The organism is Pseudomonas sp. QTF5, assembly GCF_000512695.2.
Taxonomy (GTDB): Bacteria; Pseudomonadota; Gammaproteobacteria; order Pseudomonadales; family Pseudomonadaceae; genus Aquipseudomonas.
Genome location: NZ_AZRW02000007.1, coordinates 37,885 through 55,753 on the forward strand (window position 1 = coordinate 37,885; position 17,869 = coordinate 55,753).

The following is a 17,869-nucleotide window of genomic DNA, read 5'->3' on the forward strand; positions in this document are numbered from 1 at the left end:
AGGTAGACCGCCATCGCGGGCAGGCAACGAGTAACCTGTGGCGAGGGAGCTTGCTCCCGCTGGGTCGCGAAGCGGCCCCAAAAGATGGGACTGCTACGCAGTCCAGCGGGAGCAAGCTCCCTCGCCACAGTCTCAGGTAATCGGCGCAGGGTTGAACAAGGTAATGTCGTTATGCAGCTTATGCTGCTCCGCCCACGTCTGTTTCTTGCCGCTGGCCACGTCCAGGTAGTAGTGGAACAACTCCCAGCCAAGGTCTTCAATCGACGCCCGCCCGGTAGCAATCCGCCCGGCATCGATGTCGATCAGGTCCGGCCAGCGTTGCGCCAGTTCTGTGCGGGTCGACACCTTCACCACCGGCGCCATCGCCAACCCATAAGGCGTACCCCGCCCGGTAGTGAACACATGCAGGTTCATCCCCGCCGCCAACTGCAGCGTCCCGCAGACAAAATCACTGGCCGGGGTCGCACAGAAAATCAGCCCTTTGCGCTTGAACCGTTCACCAGGGCCAAGCACCCCGTTGATCGCGCTGCTGCCGGATTTGACGATCGAGCCCAGAGACTTCTCGACAATGTTCGACAATCCGCCCTTCTTGTTCCCCGGCGTGGTGTTGGCACTGCGATCCGCTTCGCCCTTGGCCAGGTAACGGTCGTACCAGTCCATTTCCCGAACCAGTTCCTGAGCAACTTCCTCAGTTTCGGCGCGAGAGGTCAGCAGGTAGATCGCATCGCGCACCTCGGTGACTTCGGAAAACATCACCGTCGCCCCCGCCCGCAACAACAGGTCCGAGGCATAGCCAAGCGCCGGGTTGGCAGTGATGCCAGAGAACGCATCACTGCCGCCGCACTGCATGCCGAGGATCAGCTCGGACGCCGGCACGGTTTCCCGACGACGCAGATCGAGCTTCTTCAAACGAGTCTCGGCCAGCGCCATGATCTGCTCGATCATCTCGGTAAAACCGTGACTGGAATCCTGCAAGCGGTATAACCACGGCTCGCTTAAATCCACCGAACTGTCGTTCTCGTGCATCACCTGCCCGGCCTGCAATTTCTCGCAGCCCAGGCTGATCACCAGCGCCTCGCCCCCCAGGTTCGGGTTGCGCGCCAGATTGCGCACGGTGCGGATCGGGATGTACGCATCGGTGGCGGTGATCGCCACGCCACAGCCGTAACTGTGGGTCAGCGCCACCACGTCATCGACGTTCGGGTATTTGGGCAGCAGTTCATCCTTGATGCGCTTGACCGCATGGTCCAACACCCCGGTGACGCATTGCACAGTGGTGGTGATGCCGAGAATGTTGCGCGTGCCGACGGTGCCGTCGGCGTTGCGGTAACCCTCGAAAGTGAAGCCTTCCAGCGGTGCCTGCGCGGCCGGCACTTCGGTGGACAGCGGCAGGCTGTCCAGCGGTGGCGCAGTCGGCATGCGCAATTGATCTTCCTTGACCCAGCTGCCGCGAGGAATCGGCTGCAACGCATACCCAATGGTCTGTCCGTAACGAATCACCTGGCCGCCCTCAGGGATGTCCTCAAGAGTGACCTTGTGGCTCTGCGGCACGAAATCCACGGTGACCAGGCCATCGGGGAATTCAGTGCCGGCCGGCACGCCCTGATCGTTGACCACGATCACCACATTGTCCCGCTCGTGCAGACGGATGTAGCGCGGCGAGTCGGAATGTTCAATCAACTGCATGACGCCGCTCCTCAGGAATGCGCTTCAGATAATTTGCTGTTCGTTTCAGGACCGCTGACAGGCGGCTCTTTGAGCACCACACGCTTGATCGGGCCAACGATCACCAGATAGCTGAACACCGCCACCAGTGCGTTGCAACCGACGAACACCAGCGCCCATTTGAACGAACCGGTGGAGCTGATGATGTAGCCGATAACGATCGGCGTGGTGATCGACGCGATATTGCCGAAGGTATTGAACAGACCACCGCTGAGACCGGCGATCTGTTTCGGCGAGGTGTCGGACACCACGGCCCAGCCCAACGCACCGACGCCTTTGCCGAAGAACGCCAGGGCCATGAAGCCGACGACCATCCATTCCACGTCCACATAGTTGCAAGCCACGATGCTGCTGGAAACCAGCAGGCCGGCGATGATCGGCGCCTTGCGGGCGAACGTCAGCGAGTGACCTTTGCGCAGCAGGTAATCGGAAATCACCCCCCCGAGCACACCACCGATAAACCCGCAGATCGCCGGCAGCGAGGCAATGAAACCAGCCTTGAGGATGGTCATGCCGCGTTCCTGCACCAGATACACCGGGAACCAGGTGAGGAAGAAGTAAGTGATGCCGTTGATGCAGTACTGGCCCAGATACACACCGAGCATCATGCGGTTGGTCAGCAGTTGGCGGATGTAGTCCCACTTCGGACCGTCGCCCTTTTTGCCTTTGCCTTTGTCCTGGTCCATGTCGACCATGCCGCCGTTGTCGGCGATGTGCTTGAACTCGGCGTCGTTGATCATCGGGTGTTGGCGCGGGCTGTAGATCACCTTCAGCCAGATCCCCGAGAAGACGATACCGATCACGCCCATGACGATGAACACATGCTGCCAGCCGAAGGAGTAAACGATCCAGCCCATGAGCGGTGCAAACAACACGGTGGCAAAGTATTGCGCCGAGTTGAAGATCGCAGACGCCGTACCGCGTTCAGCGGTCGGGAACCAGGCCGCCACGATACGTGCGTTGCCGGGGAAGGATGGCGCTTCGGCCAGGCCCACCAAAAAGCGCAGCATGAACAGCGCAACCACCGCCGTGGACATGCCGAACTCACCGACATAGCCCTGCAGCACGGTGAACAGCGACCAGGTGAAAATGCTCAGCGCGTAGATTTTTTTCGAACCGAAACGGTCCAGCAGCCAGCCACCGGGAATTTGCCCGGCCACGTAGGCCCAACCGAATGCCGAAAAGATATAACCGAGGGTGACCGCGTCGATGCCGAGGTCTTTTTGCAGGCTGGAGCCGGCGATTGCGATGGTAGCCCGGTCGGCGTAGTTGATCGTGGTCACCAGAAACAGCATGAGCAGGATCAAATAGCGGACGTGAGTCGGCTTGGTCGATTGCATTGTAGATGTACTCCCACTGATTATTTTTATGCGCGGGTGAATCTTTGGTTTTTCTGTGGGAGCGAGCCTGCTCGCGATGGTGGTCAACGATGACGCGGGGCATCAAGTTTACCGCCGCGTCCTCAAGACCTTCGCGAGCAGGCTCGCTCCCACAGTGGGTGTTGCGTTACGAACCGATGTAGCTGGTCTTCACGACCGTATAAAACTCTTGCGCATAGCGACCTTGCTCACGTGATCCATAGGATGAACCTTTACGCCCACCGAACGGAACGTGGTAATCCACGCCGGCGGTCGGCAGGTTGACCATCACCATCCCGGCCTGGGAATGACGTTTGAAGTGGTTGGCGTACTTCAGCGATGTGGTGGCGATGCCCGCCGACAGGCCGAATTCGGTGTCGTTGGCCATTTCCAGCGCAGCGTCGTAATCGGCCACGCGAACGATATTGGCCACCGGGCCGAAAATCTCTTCGCGGCTGATACGCATCGCAGCTGTGCTGTCGGCAAACAGCGTCGGGGCGAGAAAGTAACCTTCGGTCTCGCACGTCACCAGACCACCGCCGCTGACCAGACGCGCACCTTCGGACTGGCCGATGTCGATGTACTTCATGTCTTGTTCAAGCTGAGCCTGGGAGACTACCGGACCGATATCGGTCCCGGTTTTCAGCGCGTGACCGACCTTGATCGACTTCATGCGCTCGGCCATGGCTTCGACGAATTTGTCGTGAATCCCGGCGGTGACGATGAAGCGGCTCGAGGCGGTGCAACGCTGGCCGGTGGAGTAGAACGCGCTCTGTACCGACAGCTCGACCGCTTGCTTGAGGTCGGCGTCATCCAGAATGATCTGCGGGTTCTTGCCGCCCATTTCCAGCTGAACCTTGGCTTGGCGCGAGACGCAGCTAACAGCGATCTGGCGACCCACGCCCACGGAACCGGTGAAGCTGATGCCATCAACTTTCGGGCTCTGCACCAGCGCATCGCCAACCACGCGACCGCTGCCCATCACCAGGTTGAACACGCCCACCGGGAAGCCTGCGCGGGAGATGATTTCCGCCAGCGCCCAGGCACAACCCGGTACCAGATCAGCAGGCTTCAGCACGACGCAGTTGCCGTAAGCCAGGGCCGGAGCAATTTTCCACGCAGGGATCGCAATCGGGAAGTTCCACGGGGTGATCAAGCCGACCACACCGAGCGCTTCGCGAGTGACTTCGACGTTGACGCCCGGACGCACCGACGGCAAATAGTCGCCGGACAGGCGCAGACATTCGCCGGCGAAGAACTTGAAGATGTTGCCGGCGCGAGTCACTTCGCCGATTGCTTCGGGCAGGGTCTTGCCCTCTTCCCGGGCCAGCAAAGTGCCTAACTCTTCGCGACGGGCGAGGATCTCGCTGCCAACTTTATCCAGTGAATCGTGACGTGCCTGAATGCCCGAAGTAGACCAGGCCGGGAACGCGGCGCGAGCGGCGTCGATGGCGGCGTGGACCTGAGCCAGATCAGCCTTGGCGTAGTCGCCGATGGTATCGGTCAGCTCGGACGGGTTGATGTTGGCGCAGTAATCACTGCCCGCCACCCATTCGCCGTTGATGTAGTTATCGAAACGCTTTGTATCTGTCACGGGCTGCCCCTTTTAAAAGAAGTCCTCACGCAATAAGCCGCTGATTGCTCAGCGGCCTTGGTTTTATCGAGTGTTACTGCGCACCTTGCTTGTCGATCAGCGCGGCAAGCATTTCGTACTCTTCGCCCGTCAGATCAGTCAGCGGTGCCCGCACAGGGCCTGCGTCGAAGCCTGCGATTTTCGCCCCGGCCTTGACGATGCTCACGGCGTAACCGGCCTTGCGGTTGCGGATGTCCAGGTACGGCAGGAAGAAGTCGTCGATGATCTTGCCAACCGTGGCGTGATCTTCGCGAGCAATGGCGTGGTAGAAGTCCATCGCGGTTTTCGGGATGAAGTTGAACACCGCCGACGAGTAAACCGGCACGCCCAGTGCCTTGTAGGCCGCGGCGTAGACTTCGGCGGTCGGCAAACCGCCCAGGTAGCTGAAGCGATCACCGAGGCGGCGACGGATCGACACCATCAACTCGATATCACCCAGACCATCCTTGTAACCGATCAGGTTCGGGCAACGCTCGGCCAGACGTTCCAGCAAAGGTGCGGTCAGGCGGCAGACGTTACGGTTGTAGACCACCACGCCGATTTTTACCGATTTGCATACCGCTTCAACGTGGTCGGCAACACCGTCCTGGCTGGCTTCGGTCAGGTAGTGCGGCAGCAGCAACAGGCCTTTGGCGCCCAGACGCTCGGCTTCCTGAGCGTATTCGATGGCTTGACGAGTCGAACCGCCGACACCGGCCAGGATCGGCACGCTGGTTTCGCAAGTGTCGACGGCAGTCTTGATGATTTCCGAATATTCGCTGGCCGCCAGAGAGAAAAACTCACCGGTGCCGCCCGCGGCGAACAATGCCGAGGCGCCGTATGGGGCCAGCCATTCGAGACGTTTGATATAGCCCGCGCGATGGAAATCGCCCTGAGCATTGAAGTCGGTGACCGGGAACGACAGCAGGCCGGAAGAGAGGATGGACTTCAGTTCTTGTGGATTCATTTATTCGAACACCCTGGGTAGCAACGTTGTGTGAGAAAACCGTTCAGCCTTTGCCGAAGTTGTAGGTCATCGTACAACTTAAAATACAACCGTCAACTGCATTTCATCGCGGGCGACGACTGGTGGGGCTGGAGCACTTATCTGCTGCTCAAGGACTACCAACCAACCGGCGTGCTGAATTCAGCGGCCAATGCCTGATAAGGAGATCACTGATGACTATCAAATTGAAACTGGAACTGGCTTCGGGCCAATCGCTGAAAGGCGCGCCGCTGGAGTTGCTGTCGAAAGGCTTGCCGATTGCCCGGGCGCTTGTGGATGAACGAGGGCATGCGGTTTTCGATGCCAAACCTGGGCTGCTGAGTTGGCGGTGAGAGTGGATCGGGGAATTTTGAAGACAATCTGAAAGATAAATTGAAGGCTACTGGCCCCATCGCGAGCAAGCCCGGCTCCCACAGGTTTTGTGTCGATCACGACAGTATGAACACACAAAACACTGTGGGAGCCGGGCTTGCCCTAATGCCAGTCAGTTAAGGTGCGATACCTGTGGGAGCGGGCTTGCTCGCGAAAGCGGTGTGTCAGGCGACATCAATGTTGACTATGCCGCCGTCTTCGCGAGCAAGCCCGCTCCCACATGGATTGCGCTTAACTGCTGGCATTTAGGGCTTGCCCGCGATGGCGTCCTTTCTGGCGACGCTCAGCCCCGCTGCGCCTGCGCCTCTTCATGCGCCAGGCGCAACCGCTCACGACTGTTGGTCAGATGCAAGCGCATCGCTGCGCGCGCCGCATCGGAATCCTGTCGCGCGATCGCCTCGTAGATTTCCTCGTGCTCGCGGCTCAGGCGACTCATGTAGTGCTGCTGGTCATCGTGGGCCAGGCGCGCGGAGTTCAGGCGTGTGCGTGGAATAATGCTGGTGCCCAGGTGGGTCATGATGTCGGTGAAGTAGCGGTTACCGGTGGCCAGGGCAATCTGCAGGTGGAACTGGAAATCCGAAGCCACTGCATCGCTGGCGTGGGAGACGCTTTCATTCAGCGCGTCCAGCGCCGCTCGCATCAACGCCAGCTGCTCAGGGCTGCGACGTTGCGCGGCAAGGCCGGCGGACTCCACTTCCAGGCTGATACGCAATTCCAGAATCGCCAATACGTCGCGCAAGGTCACCACGGTGGCCGGGTCGATACGGAAACCGCTCGGGCTCGGGGTGTCGAGCACGAAGGTGCCGATGCCGTGGCGGGTTTCCACCTGGCCGGCGGCCTGCAAACGGGAAATCGCTTCGCGCACCACGGTGCGGCTGACGCCATGGGCCTCCATGATCGCCGACTCGGTGGGCAACTTGTCGCCACGTTTGAGGTGACCGTCGCGGATCTGCTCGGACAACACCGTCACCAGTTCCTGAGCGAGGCTGCGGCGCTTGCGAGGGAGGCGAGGTGCGTCGATCGGGTTTTCCATGGTGAACGTTTGTCTCAAAAATTCGGCTGAGCCCGCATCATAGCGCATGCGAGTTGTACGATCACCGTCAGCATCCACTATCCCCTGTGGGAGCGGGCTTGCTCGCGAAGACGGTGTGTCAGACACCTCAATATTGGATGTCAGACCGCTTTCGCGAGCAAGCCCGCTCCCACAAGGGGATTGCGGTGTTCAGGCGGTGACGGTCTGGTCCACCAGATGCCCATTCTCGATACGCACATGCCGTGGATGGAAACGCTTCAGGCTGCTGCGATGGCCGACGCTGACGATGCTCAAACCCGGCAACTCGTCGATCAACGCCTGATACAGCGACGCCTCATCTTCTTCGTCCATCGCCGAAGTGGCTTCGTCCATGTACAGCCATTGCGGTGCATAAAGCAGCGCACGGGCGAAGGCCAGACGTTGCTGCTCACCCGGCGAAAGCATGCGCTGCCAGTGATTGGCTTCGTCCAGACGCGAAATCAGGTGCGGCAAGCGGCAGGTTTCCAGCACGTGGACGTAGCGCTCGTGCGGGTAGGTATCGCCCGGCTGTGGATAACTCAGGGCCTCGCGCAGGCTGCCAATCGGCAGATAGGGTTTTTGCGGCAGGAACAGATAACGCCCCGTCGGCAGACGGATGCTGCCGTGGCCGGCCGGCCAAAGGTGTCCCATCGCCCGCAGCAACGTCGATTTGCCGCTGCCGGAACGACCGCTGAGCATGACGCGTTCGCCCTCCTCCACGGTCATGTCGGCGTTGGTCAGCAGATGACGACCGTCAGCGAGGTCGAGGCCAAGGTTATGCACCTTCAACGCCGTGCCCTGACTCTGTACATCGATGGCCGGTGCGCGTTCTTCGTTGTCGGTCATGGCCTGACGGAAACTCAGCAGACGATCACAAGTGGCACGCCACTCAGCGAGGTCCTGGTACGCGCTGATGAACCAGCTGAAGTTCTCCTGCACATTGCCGAACGCGGAGTTGATTTGCATCAGTTCACCAAGCTCGATCTTGCCGGCGAAGTAACGCGGCGCCGCGACCATGAACGGGAAGATGATTGCGATCTGCGCATAACCGGAGGTGAAGAAGGTCAGGCGCTTGGACACTTTCATGATGTCCCAGAAGTTGTGCCAGACCAGGCTGAAGCGGCTGCTCAGACGGCGGTTCTCGTTCGGTTCGCCGTTGTACAGCGCAATGCTTTCGGCATTCTCGCGGACACGCACCATGGAGAAACGCAGGTCGGCTTCGAACCGTTGCTGGTTGTTGTTGAGGCCGATCAAGCGACGACCGATCACATGCGTCAGCCAACTGCCGACAGCGGCGTAAACCAGTGCGCACCAGAACATGTAGCCGGGGATGGTGAAGCCAAGCACTTCGATACTGCCCGACACGCCCCACAGAATGATCGAGAACGACACCAGGCTGACGACGTTACGGATCAAGCCCAAGCCCAGGCCCAAGGTGTTGGTGGTGAACTTGTTGAGGTCTTCGGAAATCCGCTGGTCGGGGTTATCGGTGTAACCGCCCTGCTCCAGCTGGTAGTAATTCTTGTTGCCGAGCCAGCGGGCGAAGTGTTTCTCGGTGAGCCAGGCCCGCCAGCGAATGGTCAGCATCTGGGTCAGGTAGAGCCGGTACACCGCGCCGAGAATCGCCACGGCCGCGATGCCGCAGAAATACAGAATCAACTGCCAGAACGCCGCTTCGTCCTTCTTCTGCAGGGCGTTGTAGAAATCCTTGTACCAACTGTTGATCCACACCGAAATCGCCACACTGAACAACGACAGCGCGATCACTGCGATCAATAACGTCCAGGCCTTGCCCTTCTCTTCGCTGCGCCAGTAAGGCGTGATCATCGCCCAGACTTTGCGAAAAAACTGCCCGCGCACAGCATCGTTGACCGCGGAATATTCAGCGTTCTGATTCATGGATAAGGCTCGATAAAGAAAAGAACACACACGAACCGATCATAAATGATCGGTTCGTGTTATCGCGAGGGCTGGCGATAATCGTTCAGCGTCCGTTCAGCGACGGACCGGGCGCTTCTGCAGTTTGCGCTGCAGCGTGCGGCGGTGCATGCCCAAGGCGCGGGCAGTAGCGGAGATGTTGCCTTCGTGTTCGGTCAATACGCGCTGGATGTGCTCCCACTGGAGACGGTCCACGGACATCGGATTTTCCGGCACCAGCGTGTCGAGGTCGGCGTGCTCGGAGAGCAGCGCGGCCAGTACGTCATCGGCGTCCGCCGGTTTGCACAGGTAATTGCAGGCACCGCGCTTGATCGCCTCGACGGCGGTGGCAATGCTCGAGTAACCGGTGAGGATCACCACGCGCATTTCCGGATCGAGTTCGAGCAGCTTGGGCAGCAACACCAGGCCCGAGTCGCCGTCCATTTTCAGATCAAGGGCGGCGTAATCCGGAATGTCGGCCTGGGCGATGGTCAAGCCTTCTTCGGCGGAACCTGCTGTGCTGACGCGAAAACCGCGGCGGGCCATGGCGCGGGCCATCACGCGGGTGAAGGTTGCGTCGTCGTCTACCAGCAGCAAATGCGGCAGTTCTTCGCCTTCGACTTGGATCTCGTCACTCATGTTCGTCTCCTCGGGCGACACGGGGCAGGCGCAGCTCGGTAAGCGTGCCACCTTCCTCATGACTGTAGAGTTTCACTGAGCCGCCGGCGCGTGTCACGCTGGCCTTGCTCAAAAACAGGCCTAGGCCGAAACCTTTGCCCTTGGTGGTAAAAAACGGTTTGCCAATCTGCTCGGCAATGGCCAGTGGCACGCCGGCGCCATGGTCGCGAATGCTGATGGTCAAGTCCTCGGCATTCCAGTCCAGGGTCACTTGCAAGCCTTCAGGGCAAGCATCGGCGGCGTTGTTCAGCAAATTCAGCAGGGCCTGGGTCAGGTCCGGCGGCGGCGCCATGCGCGGCACGGTCCCCTGGCCAAGGCGCTGGAAGCGGTAACTGGCTTCCGGACGCATCAGATGCCAGCGATTCAGGGCTTCGTCGAGCCAGTCGGTGACGTCCTGCATCTCCACCGCCAAGCGACGATTGGCTTCCGCCGCCCGAACCAACTGCTGCAAGGTCTCTTTGCAGAGTTTGACCTGATCCTGCAGCACGCTCAAATCGTCCTGCAACAGCGGGTCGGGATGGTCCTGGCGCATTTCCTTGAGCAGCACGCTCATGGTCGCCAGCGGCGTGCCCAGTTCATGGGCGGCGCCGGCAGCCTGGGTCGCGACGGCCAGCAGTTGCTGATCGCGCAGGCCTTCTTCGCGACGAATGGCGCGCAGTTCTTCCTGACGACGCAGCTCTTCGGCCATGCGGGCTGCGAAGAACGTGATCACCGCTGCCGCCAGAGCGAAGCTCAGCCACATGCCGTAGATCTGCAAGTTTTCGCGGGCGATCGGGAACGTTTCCAGCGGATAGAACCGCGCCAGCAGCAACGTATAAAGCGCCAGGGCGATACCGGACAAAATTACCGAATAGCGCCACGGCAACGTCACGGCGGCGATGGTCAGCGGCACCAGATAATAAGAGACGAACGGGTTGGTCGAACCGCCGGAGAAGTACAGCAAGGCACTGTGGATAAACAGGTCGCAGGCCAATTGCAGCGCGTATTCAAGCTCGGTGACTGGCCAGGAGGTACGCAGGCGGACGGCGGTGAACACGCAGAGCAGGATCGAGCAACCGAGGGTCATTGCCAGTTGCACCCATGGCAACGGCAGCAGGTCGAACCAGTAGGCCAGCCCCACGGAACCGGCCTGAGCGGCCAGCACCAACGTGCGAATGAACGTGAGCCGCCAGAGATTCTGGCGAGTGGCGGAAGTGATTTGAACGGGGGCGAGCATGAGCTCTCCTGATGAGCGCTCCAGGCGGATCGCACGGAGTATAACCAAGCCGCGGGCCTGAGAGGCGAAAGTGCGGCAAACGACCACAGTTACTGCACGTGGATTTACCTTCAGCGATGAGTTTCCCTGGGGCGAGGGAGCTTGCTCCCGCTCGGCTGCGAAGCAGTCGTAAAATCGGTATGCACGGTTTGTCAGATTCACCCGGTCGAAAGGTTGGGGCCCGCTTCGCAGTCCAGCGGGAGCGGACTCCCTCGCCACAAAAGCCCTGGCACCATTTGAGACTGTATAGAAGTTGTAACTGTGCGAACCGGACCATTGAAGCTAGAGTCAGATGGTTTCACGCAGGTTCGGACCTTAACCCCTGCGCACCGTCCAAGGAGCTTTTCATGCACACATTGCGCCGCAGCGCCGCCCTTCTTGCCTTAAGCGTTGGCACCGTCGCCAGCCTCCCGGCCCTGGCCGTCGACGAGCTGCATTACAACCAGATATCCCTGCGCGCCGAAGTCAGCCAGGAAGTGGCCCGCGACCTGATGATCGTGACCCTCTACACCGAAGAGCAAAACACCGACCCGGCCAAACTCGCCGCCGACGTCAGCACCACCATGAACAAAGCATTGGCCCAGGCTAAAGAAGTCAAAGACATCACCCTGCGCCAGGGCAGCCGCAACAGCTACCCGATCTACGACACCAAAGGCCAGAAAATCACCGGCTGGCGTGAACGCGCGGAACTGCGCCTGGAAAGCTCGGACTTCGCCGCCCTCTCCAAGCTCACCGGCGAACTGCTCACCGACCTGAAAATGGGCGGCATGGACTTTGCCATCGCCACCCCAACCCGCAAGGCCAGCGAAGACGCCCTGCTCAAAGAAGCCGTGACCGCCTTCAAGTCCCGCGCCCAACTGGCCACCGATGCCCTGGGCGGCAAGAGCTACAAAATCGTCAACCTGAACCTCAACAGCAACGGTTATCCACAACCGTACATGCGCGGGCCGATGATGATGAAAGCCGCGGCCATGGATTCAGCGCCGGTAACGCCCGAGGTTGAAGCGGGCACCAGCCAGGTCAGCATGACGGCGGATGGGGCGATTGAAGTGTTGATGCAGTGATTGGGTAAGGGTTGAACAAAAACCGGCGATCAATAAGTGATCGCCGGTTTTTTTGTGCCCTGAAGAAATGGAGTTTGTCCGTCAGGCCTTTTGATTGATCTGCCGTCAATCGCGGGCAAGTCGCACCGCCGCTCCCACAAGGTCATTCCAATTTCAAATCAGCACGAATCCTGTGGGAGCGGGCTTGCTCGAGAAAGCGGTGTGTCAGTCACTGCGATGCTGGATGTACCGCCGTCTTCGCGAGCAAGCCCGCTCCCACATTGTTTGCGGTGTGTCTACGCCGGATCGACGTTATCCAACGCTCGGTTCACCGCCAGCTCCGCTTTGCGAACTTGACGGTGTTCCAGCCACTGGCATGGAAGAGACCGACTTCAAGATCAACCCGTTCGGCCTCTCACCCTCTATGGAGTGGGTATAAATAAGTAACACCAGGCTCTAACTGGGTGCGCCAGAAGTCCTTATCGCCCCCTATCGGTGCGCGATTTGCACCGTAAAAAACCTGCGCAAACGGTCAAATACCTCAGCATTTATACAAATGCGACATTAAGGTACGTTCGTACCACTGTTTAAGGCTTGTGACCATTCGGGACCTTGCATTGGGTATGGCCCCTGCATAAGTATCCGCAGGAACGACTCACGAGGTCGTACCTCAAAATCCAAAAATGACAACAAATCATGAGGCCAACATGCTTAAACACGCGGTCATTCCGTTTTTAGTCGGCGCAGGCTTGTTAGCCAGCGCACCTTTCGCCGCCGCGGCGACTAACCTGGTGTTTTGCTCCGAAGGGAGCCCGGCCGGTTTCGATCCTGGTCAGTACACCACCGGAACCGACTTCGACGCCTCTGCAGAAACCATGTTCAACCGCCTGACACAGTTCGAGCGTGGCGGCACCGCCGTTATTCCTGGCCTGGCGACCAAGTGGGACATTTCCGATGATGGCCTGACTTACACCTTCCACCTGCGTGAAGGCGTCAAGTTCCACACCACCCCGTACTTCAAGCCGACTCGTGAGTTCAACGCCGACGACGTGCTGTTCACCTTTAATCGCATGATTAACAAGGATGACCCGTTCCGCAAAGCGTACCCGACCGAATTCCCGTACTTCACCGACATGGGGATGGACACCAACATCACCAAGATCGATAAAGTCGACGACCACACCGTCAAGTTCACCCTCAAAGAAGTTGATGCCGCGTTCATTCAGAACATGGCCATGAGTTTCGCCTCGGTCCAGTCTGCCGAGTACGCTGCCCAGCTGCTCAAGGAAGGCAAGCCTGCCGACATCAACCAGAAGCCGGTCGGTACTGGCCCGTTCGTGTTCAAGAGCTACCAGAAAGACTCCAACATCCGCTACACCGGGAACAAGGACTACTGGAAGCCTGATGAAGTGAAGATCGACAACCTGATCTTCGCCATCACCACCGATCCGTCGGTACGTATTCAGAAGCTGAAAAAGAACGAATGTCAGATCACTCTGTTCCCGCGTCCGGCTGACCTGCAGGCACTGAAAGCAGACCCGGCACTGAAAATGCCTGACCAGGCTGGTTTCAACCTGGGCTACATCGCCTACAACGTGATGGACAAGGTCAAGGGCAGCAACGAGCCGAACCCGCTGGCCGACTTGCGAGTTCGTCAGGCGCTGGACATGGCAGTCAACAAGCCGCAGATCATCGACTCGGTTTATCAGGGCGCGGGCCAACTGGCCGTCAACGCCATGCCGCCAACCCAATGGTCCTACGACACCACCATCAAGGATGCCAAGTACGATCCTGAGAAAGCCAAGGCGCTGCTCAAGGAAGCCGGCGTCAAGGAAGGTACCGAAATCGTTCTGTGGGCGATGCCGGTACAGCGTCCGTACAACCCGAACGCCAAGCTGATGGCTGAAATGCTCCAGTCCGACTGGAAGAAGATCGGCCTGAACGTCAAGATCACCAGCTACGAATGGGGCGAGTACATCAAGCGTTCCAAGGGCGGCGAAAACCAGGCGATGATCATCGGCTGGAGTGGCGACAATGGTGACCCGGACAACTGGCTGAACGTGCTGTTCGGTTGCGACTCTCTGAGCGGCAACAACTTCTCCAAGTGGTGCGACAAGAAGTTCGACGGCATTGTCAAGGAAGCCAAGCGCACGACCGACCAGGCCAAGCGCACTGAACTGTACAAACAGGCGCAACACGTCCTCAAAGATGCAGTTCCAATGACACCTATCGCTCACTCGACGGTGTTCCAACCCATGCGCGCCAACGTGCAGGACTTCAAGATCAGCCCATTCGGCTTGAACTCCTTCTACGGCGTCAGCGTCAGCAAATAAGAAAAGGTAGCGGCGACGTTTTCAGCGTCGCCGCTGTTTTTTTCTGCCGAGAATCTAGGAATTTGCCTACATCCAAATCCGCTGCCTGACGCAGCTAGGGGTTAGGACGCGTTGCCTTTTCCTACGAGTCTTTAGGACTCAGCGCATTTACTGCCAGACCCACGGTCCCTACCGTCGGGTTCTGACCAGTGACTGTGTGGGCTATCGGTTTGCTGCCCGTATTGGTTTGAGCTCAATGCAGCCACAACGTCCCCGGACGGGATTGCGGCGTATTGAATAACACTACAAAAAGAGGGAGCGTCATGCGCCATACCTTGGTTTTATCCGCATTGCTGGGCACCGGCCTGCTGGCCGTCACTTCCATCAGCCAGGCCGCCAATAACAGCCTGGTGTTCTGCTCCGAAGGCAGCCCCGCCGGTTTCGACACCGCGCAATACACCACGGCGACCGATAACGACGCCGCCGAGCCGCTGTACAACCGATTGGCAGAGTTTGAAAAAGGCGCCACCAACGTCGTACCGGGCTTGGCAACGAGCTGGGATATTTCCGAGGACGGTCTCAAGTACACCTTTCACCTGCGCGAAGGGGTGAAATTTCATACAACCAAGTACTTCACGCCAACCCGCGATTTTAATGCCGATGACGTGCTGTTCACCTTCAATCGCATGCTCGATCCGCAGCAACCCTTCCGTAAGGCTTATCCGACCGAGTTCCCGTATTTCAACGGGATGAGCCTCAACAAGAACATCGCCAAGGTCGAGAAGACCGGGCCGCTGACCGTGGTGATGACGCTCAACAGCGTCGACGCCGCATTCATCCAGAACATCGCCATGAGCTTCGCCGCGATCCTTTCCGCCGAATACGCCGACCAGTTGCTGGCATCCGGTAAGCCGAGCGACATCAACCAGAAGCCGATCGGCACTGGTCCGTTCGTGTTCAAGAGCTACCAGAAAGATTCCAATATCCGTTACAGCGGCAACAAGCAGTACTGGGACCCGAGCCGGGTCAAGCTCGACAACCTGATTTTCGCCATCAACACCGACGCCTCGGTGCGTGTACAGAAACTCAAGGCCAACGAATGCCAGATCACCCTGCACCCGCGCCCGGCCGACGTAACCGCGCTGAAGAATGATCCGAAACTGCAACTGATCGAGAAACCCGGGTTCAACCTCGGTTACATCGCCTATAACGTGCGGCACAAACCGTTCGATCAGCTCGAAGTGCGCCAGGCACTGGACATGGCGGTGAACAAGCAAGGCATTCTCAACGCCGTCTATCAAGGCGCCGGCCAACTGGCGGTCAACGCCATGCCACCGACCCAGTGGTCCTACGACGAAACGATTAAAGACGCCGCCTACAACCCGGAAAAAGCCAAGGAACTGCTCAAGGCTGCCGGCGTCAAGGAAGGCACCGAAATCACTCTCTGGGCCATGCCGGTTCAACGTCCATACAACCCCAACGCCAAGCTGATGGCCGAAATGCTCCAGGCTGACTGGGCAAAAATCGGCCTCAAAGTGAAGATCGTCAGCTACGAATGGGGCGAGTACATCAAGCGCACCAAGAACGGCGAGCACGACATCAGCCTGATCGGCTGGACCGGTGACAATGGCGACCCGGACAACTGGCTCGGCACGCTGTACAGCTGTGATGCCATTGGCGGCAACAACTACTCCATGTGGTGCGATCCGGCTTACGACAAGCTGATCAAGCAGGCCAAGGTCGTGACCGATCGCGATCAGCGCAGCGTGCTCTACAAACAGGCGCAACAGTACCTCAAGCAGCAGGTGCCGATCACGCCGGTCGCCCATTCAACGGTTAACCAGCCGTTGAGCGCCAAAATCGAAGGATTCAAGGTGAGTCCGTTCGGTCGTAACGTTTTCTCGGGCGTCAGTATCGACCAATAACCGATGAGTCAGAACGCTGGGGGCGGATTCCGCCCTCACGCAAGCGTATTGCCGTAATTCGCCAATCTGGCCTATAGCAAACGTTTGCGATGCCTGCGTGAGTTACAAACCAAATAGCCGGATCACCAAAAAAGACCGGCATTAAAAAAAGAAAGTAAGGAGCTTCACCCATGAAACTGAGCAGCACCGCGTTATTGGCCTTGGCCATCAGCAGCGTGACCGCCACGGCTTACGCTGAATCCCAGAGCCAGGCTTTCACCCCGGTTACGGTCAACACCAAAAGCGCTCAAGCCCAAGCAACCGGCTTTGTCGAAGGCCAATCGGTCACCGGCAGCACGCGTAACTGGTACGCCAACGAACAACTGAAACGTGGTGCCAAGTTCGCCTATAAGAAGGATGGCGTTTCGACCCCGACTGATCGTCGTATCAACTGGGTCCAAGGCACCATCATCAAGTACAACTCGGGCTTCACCGAAGGCACCGTGGGTTTCAGCACAGAAGTGGCGGCCTACAACGCCATTGCCCTGGAACGTGATCGTGAGAACCTGGCATCCAACAACGGTGGCGCACCGGGCACTCGTCCGGGCGCGGGCAACAACCGTACCCTGACCAAAGAAGGCGGCGACGCTCAAGGTCAGTGGAGCAAAATCGGCTTGGCCAACATCAAGGCCCGTGTCTCCAACACCACCCTGACCGCTGGCCGCATGAACTTCAGCAGCCCGCAGGTCGATGTGATCGGCAACCGTCCATTGCCTTCGAGCTTCCAAGGTGTGGCGATCCACAGCGAAGAGCTGAACAACCTGTCCTTCGACGTAGGGACCTTCGACCGCGTATCGCCGCGTACCGAAGAAAGCCTGAGCAAGTTCCGCTCCGAATACGGCAACTCGGATGCCGAGACCGATCACGTCAACACCGCAGGCATCACCTACACACCATTCGCCAGCCTGACCACCAGTCTGTGGGGCACCCAGGCTGAAGACCTGTGGAACCAGTACTACTTCGGCGCCAGTCATGTACTGGGTGACAGTTCCATCCTGAGCCTGACCACCGGCCTGAACTACTACAAAACCGTTGATTCGGGTTCGGCCAAACTGGGCGAGATCGACAACGACACCTACTCCCTGTCGTTCGGCCTGACCCACCAGGCTCACAGCCTGACCTTCTCTTATCAGGAAGTGAACGGTAACGAGTACTTCGACTACCTGCACGAAACCAACGGCATCTACCTGGCCAACTCCCTGCTGTCGGACTTCAACGGCCCGAACGAGAAATCCTTCCAGATCGCCTACGGTCTGAACATGGCCGAATACGGCGTACCAGGCCTGAAGTTCAACATCTACCAGGCTCGCGGCTGGGGCATCGACGGCACCCACTACACCGGCAACGGCGGCGTGGCAGGCAAGGGCTACGACGGCATCCAGGCCCAGGATGGCGAACACCACTATGAATACGGCATCGGTGCTTCGTACGCCGTGCAGAGCGGTCCACTCAAGGCCACCGCCATTCGCGCGACCTACACCGCGCACCGCGCCAGCGAAAACCAGGCGGATGGCAGCATCAACGAGTTCCGTCTCGTGACCACCATCCCGTTCAACATTTTGTAAAACGCATGCCT

General features: G+C 59.0%; 12 protein-coding genes and 1 pseudogene. 5 read left to right on the forward strand and 8 right to left on the reverse strand.

The annotated features are described in order from the left end of the window. Nucleotides 1-132: 132 nt before the first annotated feature. The 4 genes from garD to kdgD form a co-directional block, all read right to left on the reverse strand. Nucleotides 133-1,686: a galactarate dehydratase gene (garD, locus tag IC37_RS07790; protein ID WP_030128033.1), complete on the reverse strand. Its 1,554-nt coding sequence runs from the start codon at nucleotides 1,684-1,686 to the stop codon at nucleotides 133-135. 11 nt (nucleotides 1,687-1,697) lie between these two features. Then, complete coding sequence (locus tag IC37_RS07795) at nucleotides 1,698-3,065, reverse strand: MFS transporter (RefSeq protein ID WP_030128034.1); 1,368 nt, start codon at nucleotides 3,063-3,065, stop codon at nucleotides 1,698-1,700. A gap of 166 nt (nucleotides 3,066-3,231) precedes the next feature. Further along, nucleotides 3,232-4,677 (reverse strand): aldehyde dehydrogenase family protein, encoded by a 1,446-nt coding sequence (locus IC37_RS07800; protein ID WP_030128035.1) that lies wholly within the window; start codon nucleotides 4,675-4,677, stop codon nucleotides 3,232-3,234. 73 nt (nucleotides 4,678-4,750) lie between these two features. Continuing rightward, a complete protein-coding gene (gene kdgD, locus IC37_RS07805) occupies nucleotides 4,751-5,662 on the reverse strand; it encodes a 5-dehydro-4-deoxyglucarate dehydratase (RefSeq protein ID WP_030128036.1) in 912 nt (303 codons plus the stop codon). 212 nt (nucleotides 5,663-5,874) lie between these two features. Here kdgD and IC37_RS07810 point away from each other — a divergent pair. Further along, a pseudogene (locus IC37_RS07810) lies at nucleotides 5,875-6,065 on the forward strand (hypothetical protein). 291 nt (nucleotides 6,066-6,356) lie between these two features. On the opposite strand, the gene IC37_RS07815 reads toward IC37_RS07810, so the two are convergent. The 4 genes from IC37_RS07815 to IC37_RS07830 form a co-directional block, all read right to left on the reverse strand. Then, nucleotides 6,357-7,106, reverse strand: coding sequence for a FadR/GntR family transcriptional regulator (locus IC37_RS07815; RefSeq protein ID WP_030128037.1), 750 nt, complete (start codon nucleotides 7,104-7,106; stop codon nucleotides 6,357-6,359). Between the two features lie 189 nt (nucleotides 7,107-7,295). Then, nucleotides 7,296-9,023 carry an ABC transporter ATP-binding protein/permease gene (locus IC37_RS07820; RefSeq protein ID WP_030128038.1) on the reverse strand — a complete coding sequence of 576 codons (1,728 nt, stop codon included), beginning with the start codon at nucleotides 9,021-9,023 and terminating at the stop codon, nucleotides 7,296-7,298. Between the two features lie 96 nt (nucleotides 9,024-9,119). Further along, nucleotides 9,120-9,680 carry a response regulator transcription factor gene (locus IC37_RS07825; RefSeq protein WP_007901386.1) on the reverse strand — a complete coding sequence of 187 codons (561 nt, stop codon included), beginning with the start codon at nucleotides 9,678-9,680 and terminating at the stop codon, nucleotides 9,120-9,122. Beyond that, nucleotides 9,673-10,935 carry an ATP-binding protein gene (locus IC37_RS07830; RefSeq protein ID WP_030128039.1) on the reverse strand — a complete coding sequence of 421 codons (1,263 nt, stop codon included), beginning with the start codon at nucleotides 10,933-10,935 and terminating at the stop codon, nucleotides 9,673-9,675. The genes IC37_RS07825 and IC37_RS07830 overlap by 8 nt, the downstream gene beginning before the upstream one ends. A 386-nt stretch (nucleotides 10,936-11,321) precedes the next feature. Here IC37_RS07830 and IC37_RS07835 point away from each other — a divergent pair, with 386 nt between their 5' ends. The 4 genes from IC37_RS07835 to IC37_RS07850 all read left to right on the forward strand — a co-directional run bounded on the left by IC37_RS07835 (nucleotide 11,322) and on the right by IC37_RS07850 (nucleotide 17,858). Then, nucleotides 11,322-12,038: an SIMPL domain-containing protein gene (locus IC37_RS07835; protein WP_030128040.1), complete on the forward strand. Its 717-nt coding sequence runs from the start codon at nucleotides 11,322-11,324 to the stop codon at nucleotides 12,036-12,038. A gap of 686 nt (nucleotides 12,039-12,724) precedes the next feature. Then, nucleotides 12,725-14,350: an ABC transporter substrate-binding protein gene (locus IC37_RS07840; RefSeq protein WP_030128041.1), complete on the forward strand. Its 1,626-nt coding sequence runs from the start codon at nucleotides 12,725-12,727 to the stop codon at nucleotides 14,348-14,350. Between the two features lie 302 nt (nucleotides 14,351-14,652). Next, nucleotides 14,653-16,254 carry an ABC transporter substrate-binding protein gene (locus tag IC37_RS07845; RefSeq protein ID WP_030128042.1) on the forward strand — a complete coding sequence of 534 codons (1,602 nt, stop codon included), beginning with the start codon at nucleotides 14,653-14,655 and terminating at the stop codon, nucleotides 16,252-16,254. A 170-nt stretch (nucleotides 16,255-16,424) separates the two neighbouring features. Then, nucleotides 16,425-17,858: an OprD family porin gene (locus IC37_RS07850; protein ID WP_030128043.1), complete on the forward strand. Its 1,434-nt coding sequence runs from the start codon at nucleotides 16,425-16,427 to the stop codon at nucleotides 17,856-17,858. The last annotated feature ends 11 nt before the right edge of the window (nucleotides 17,859-17,869 follow it).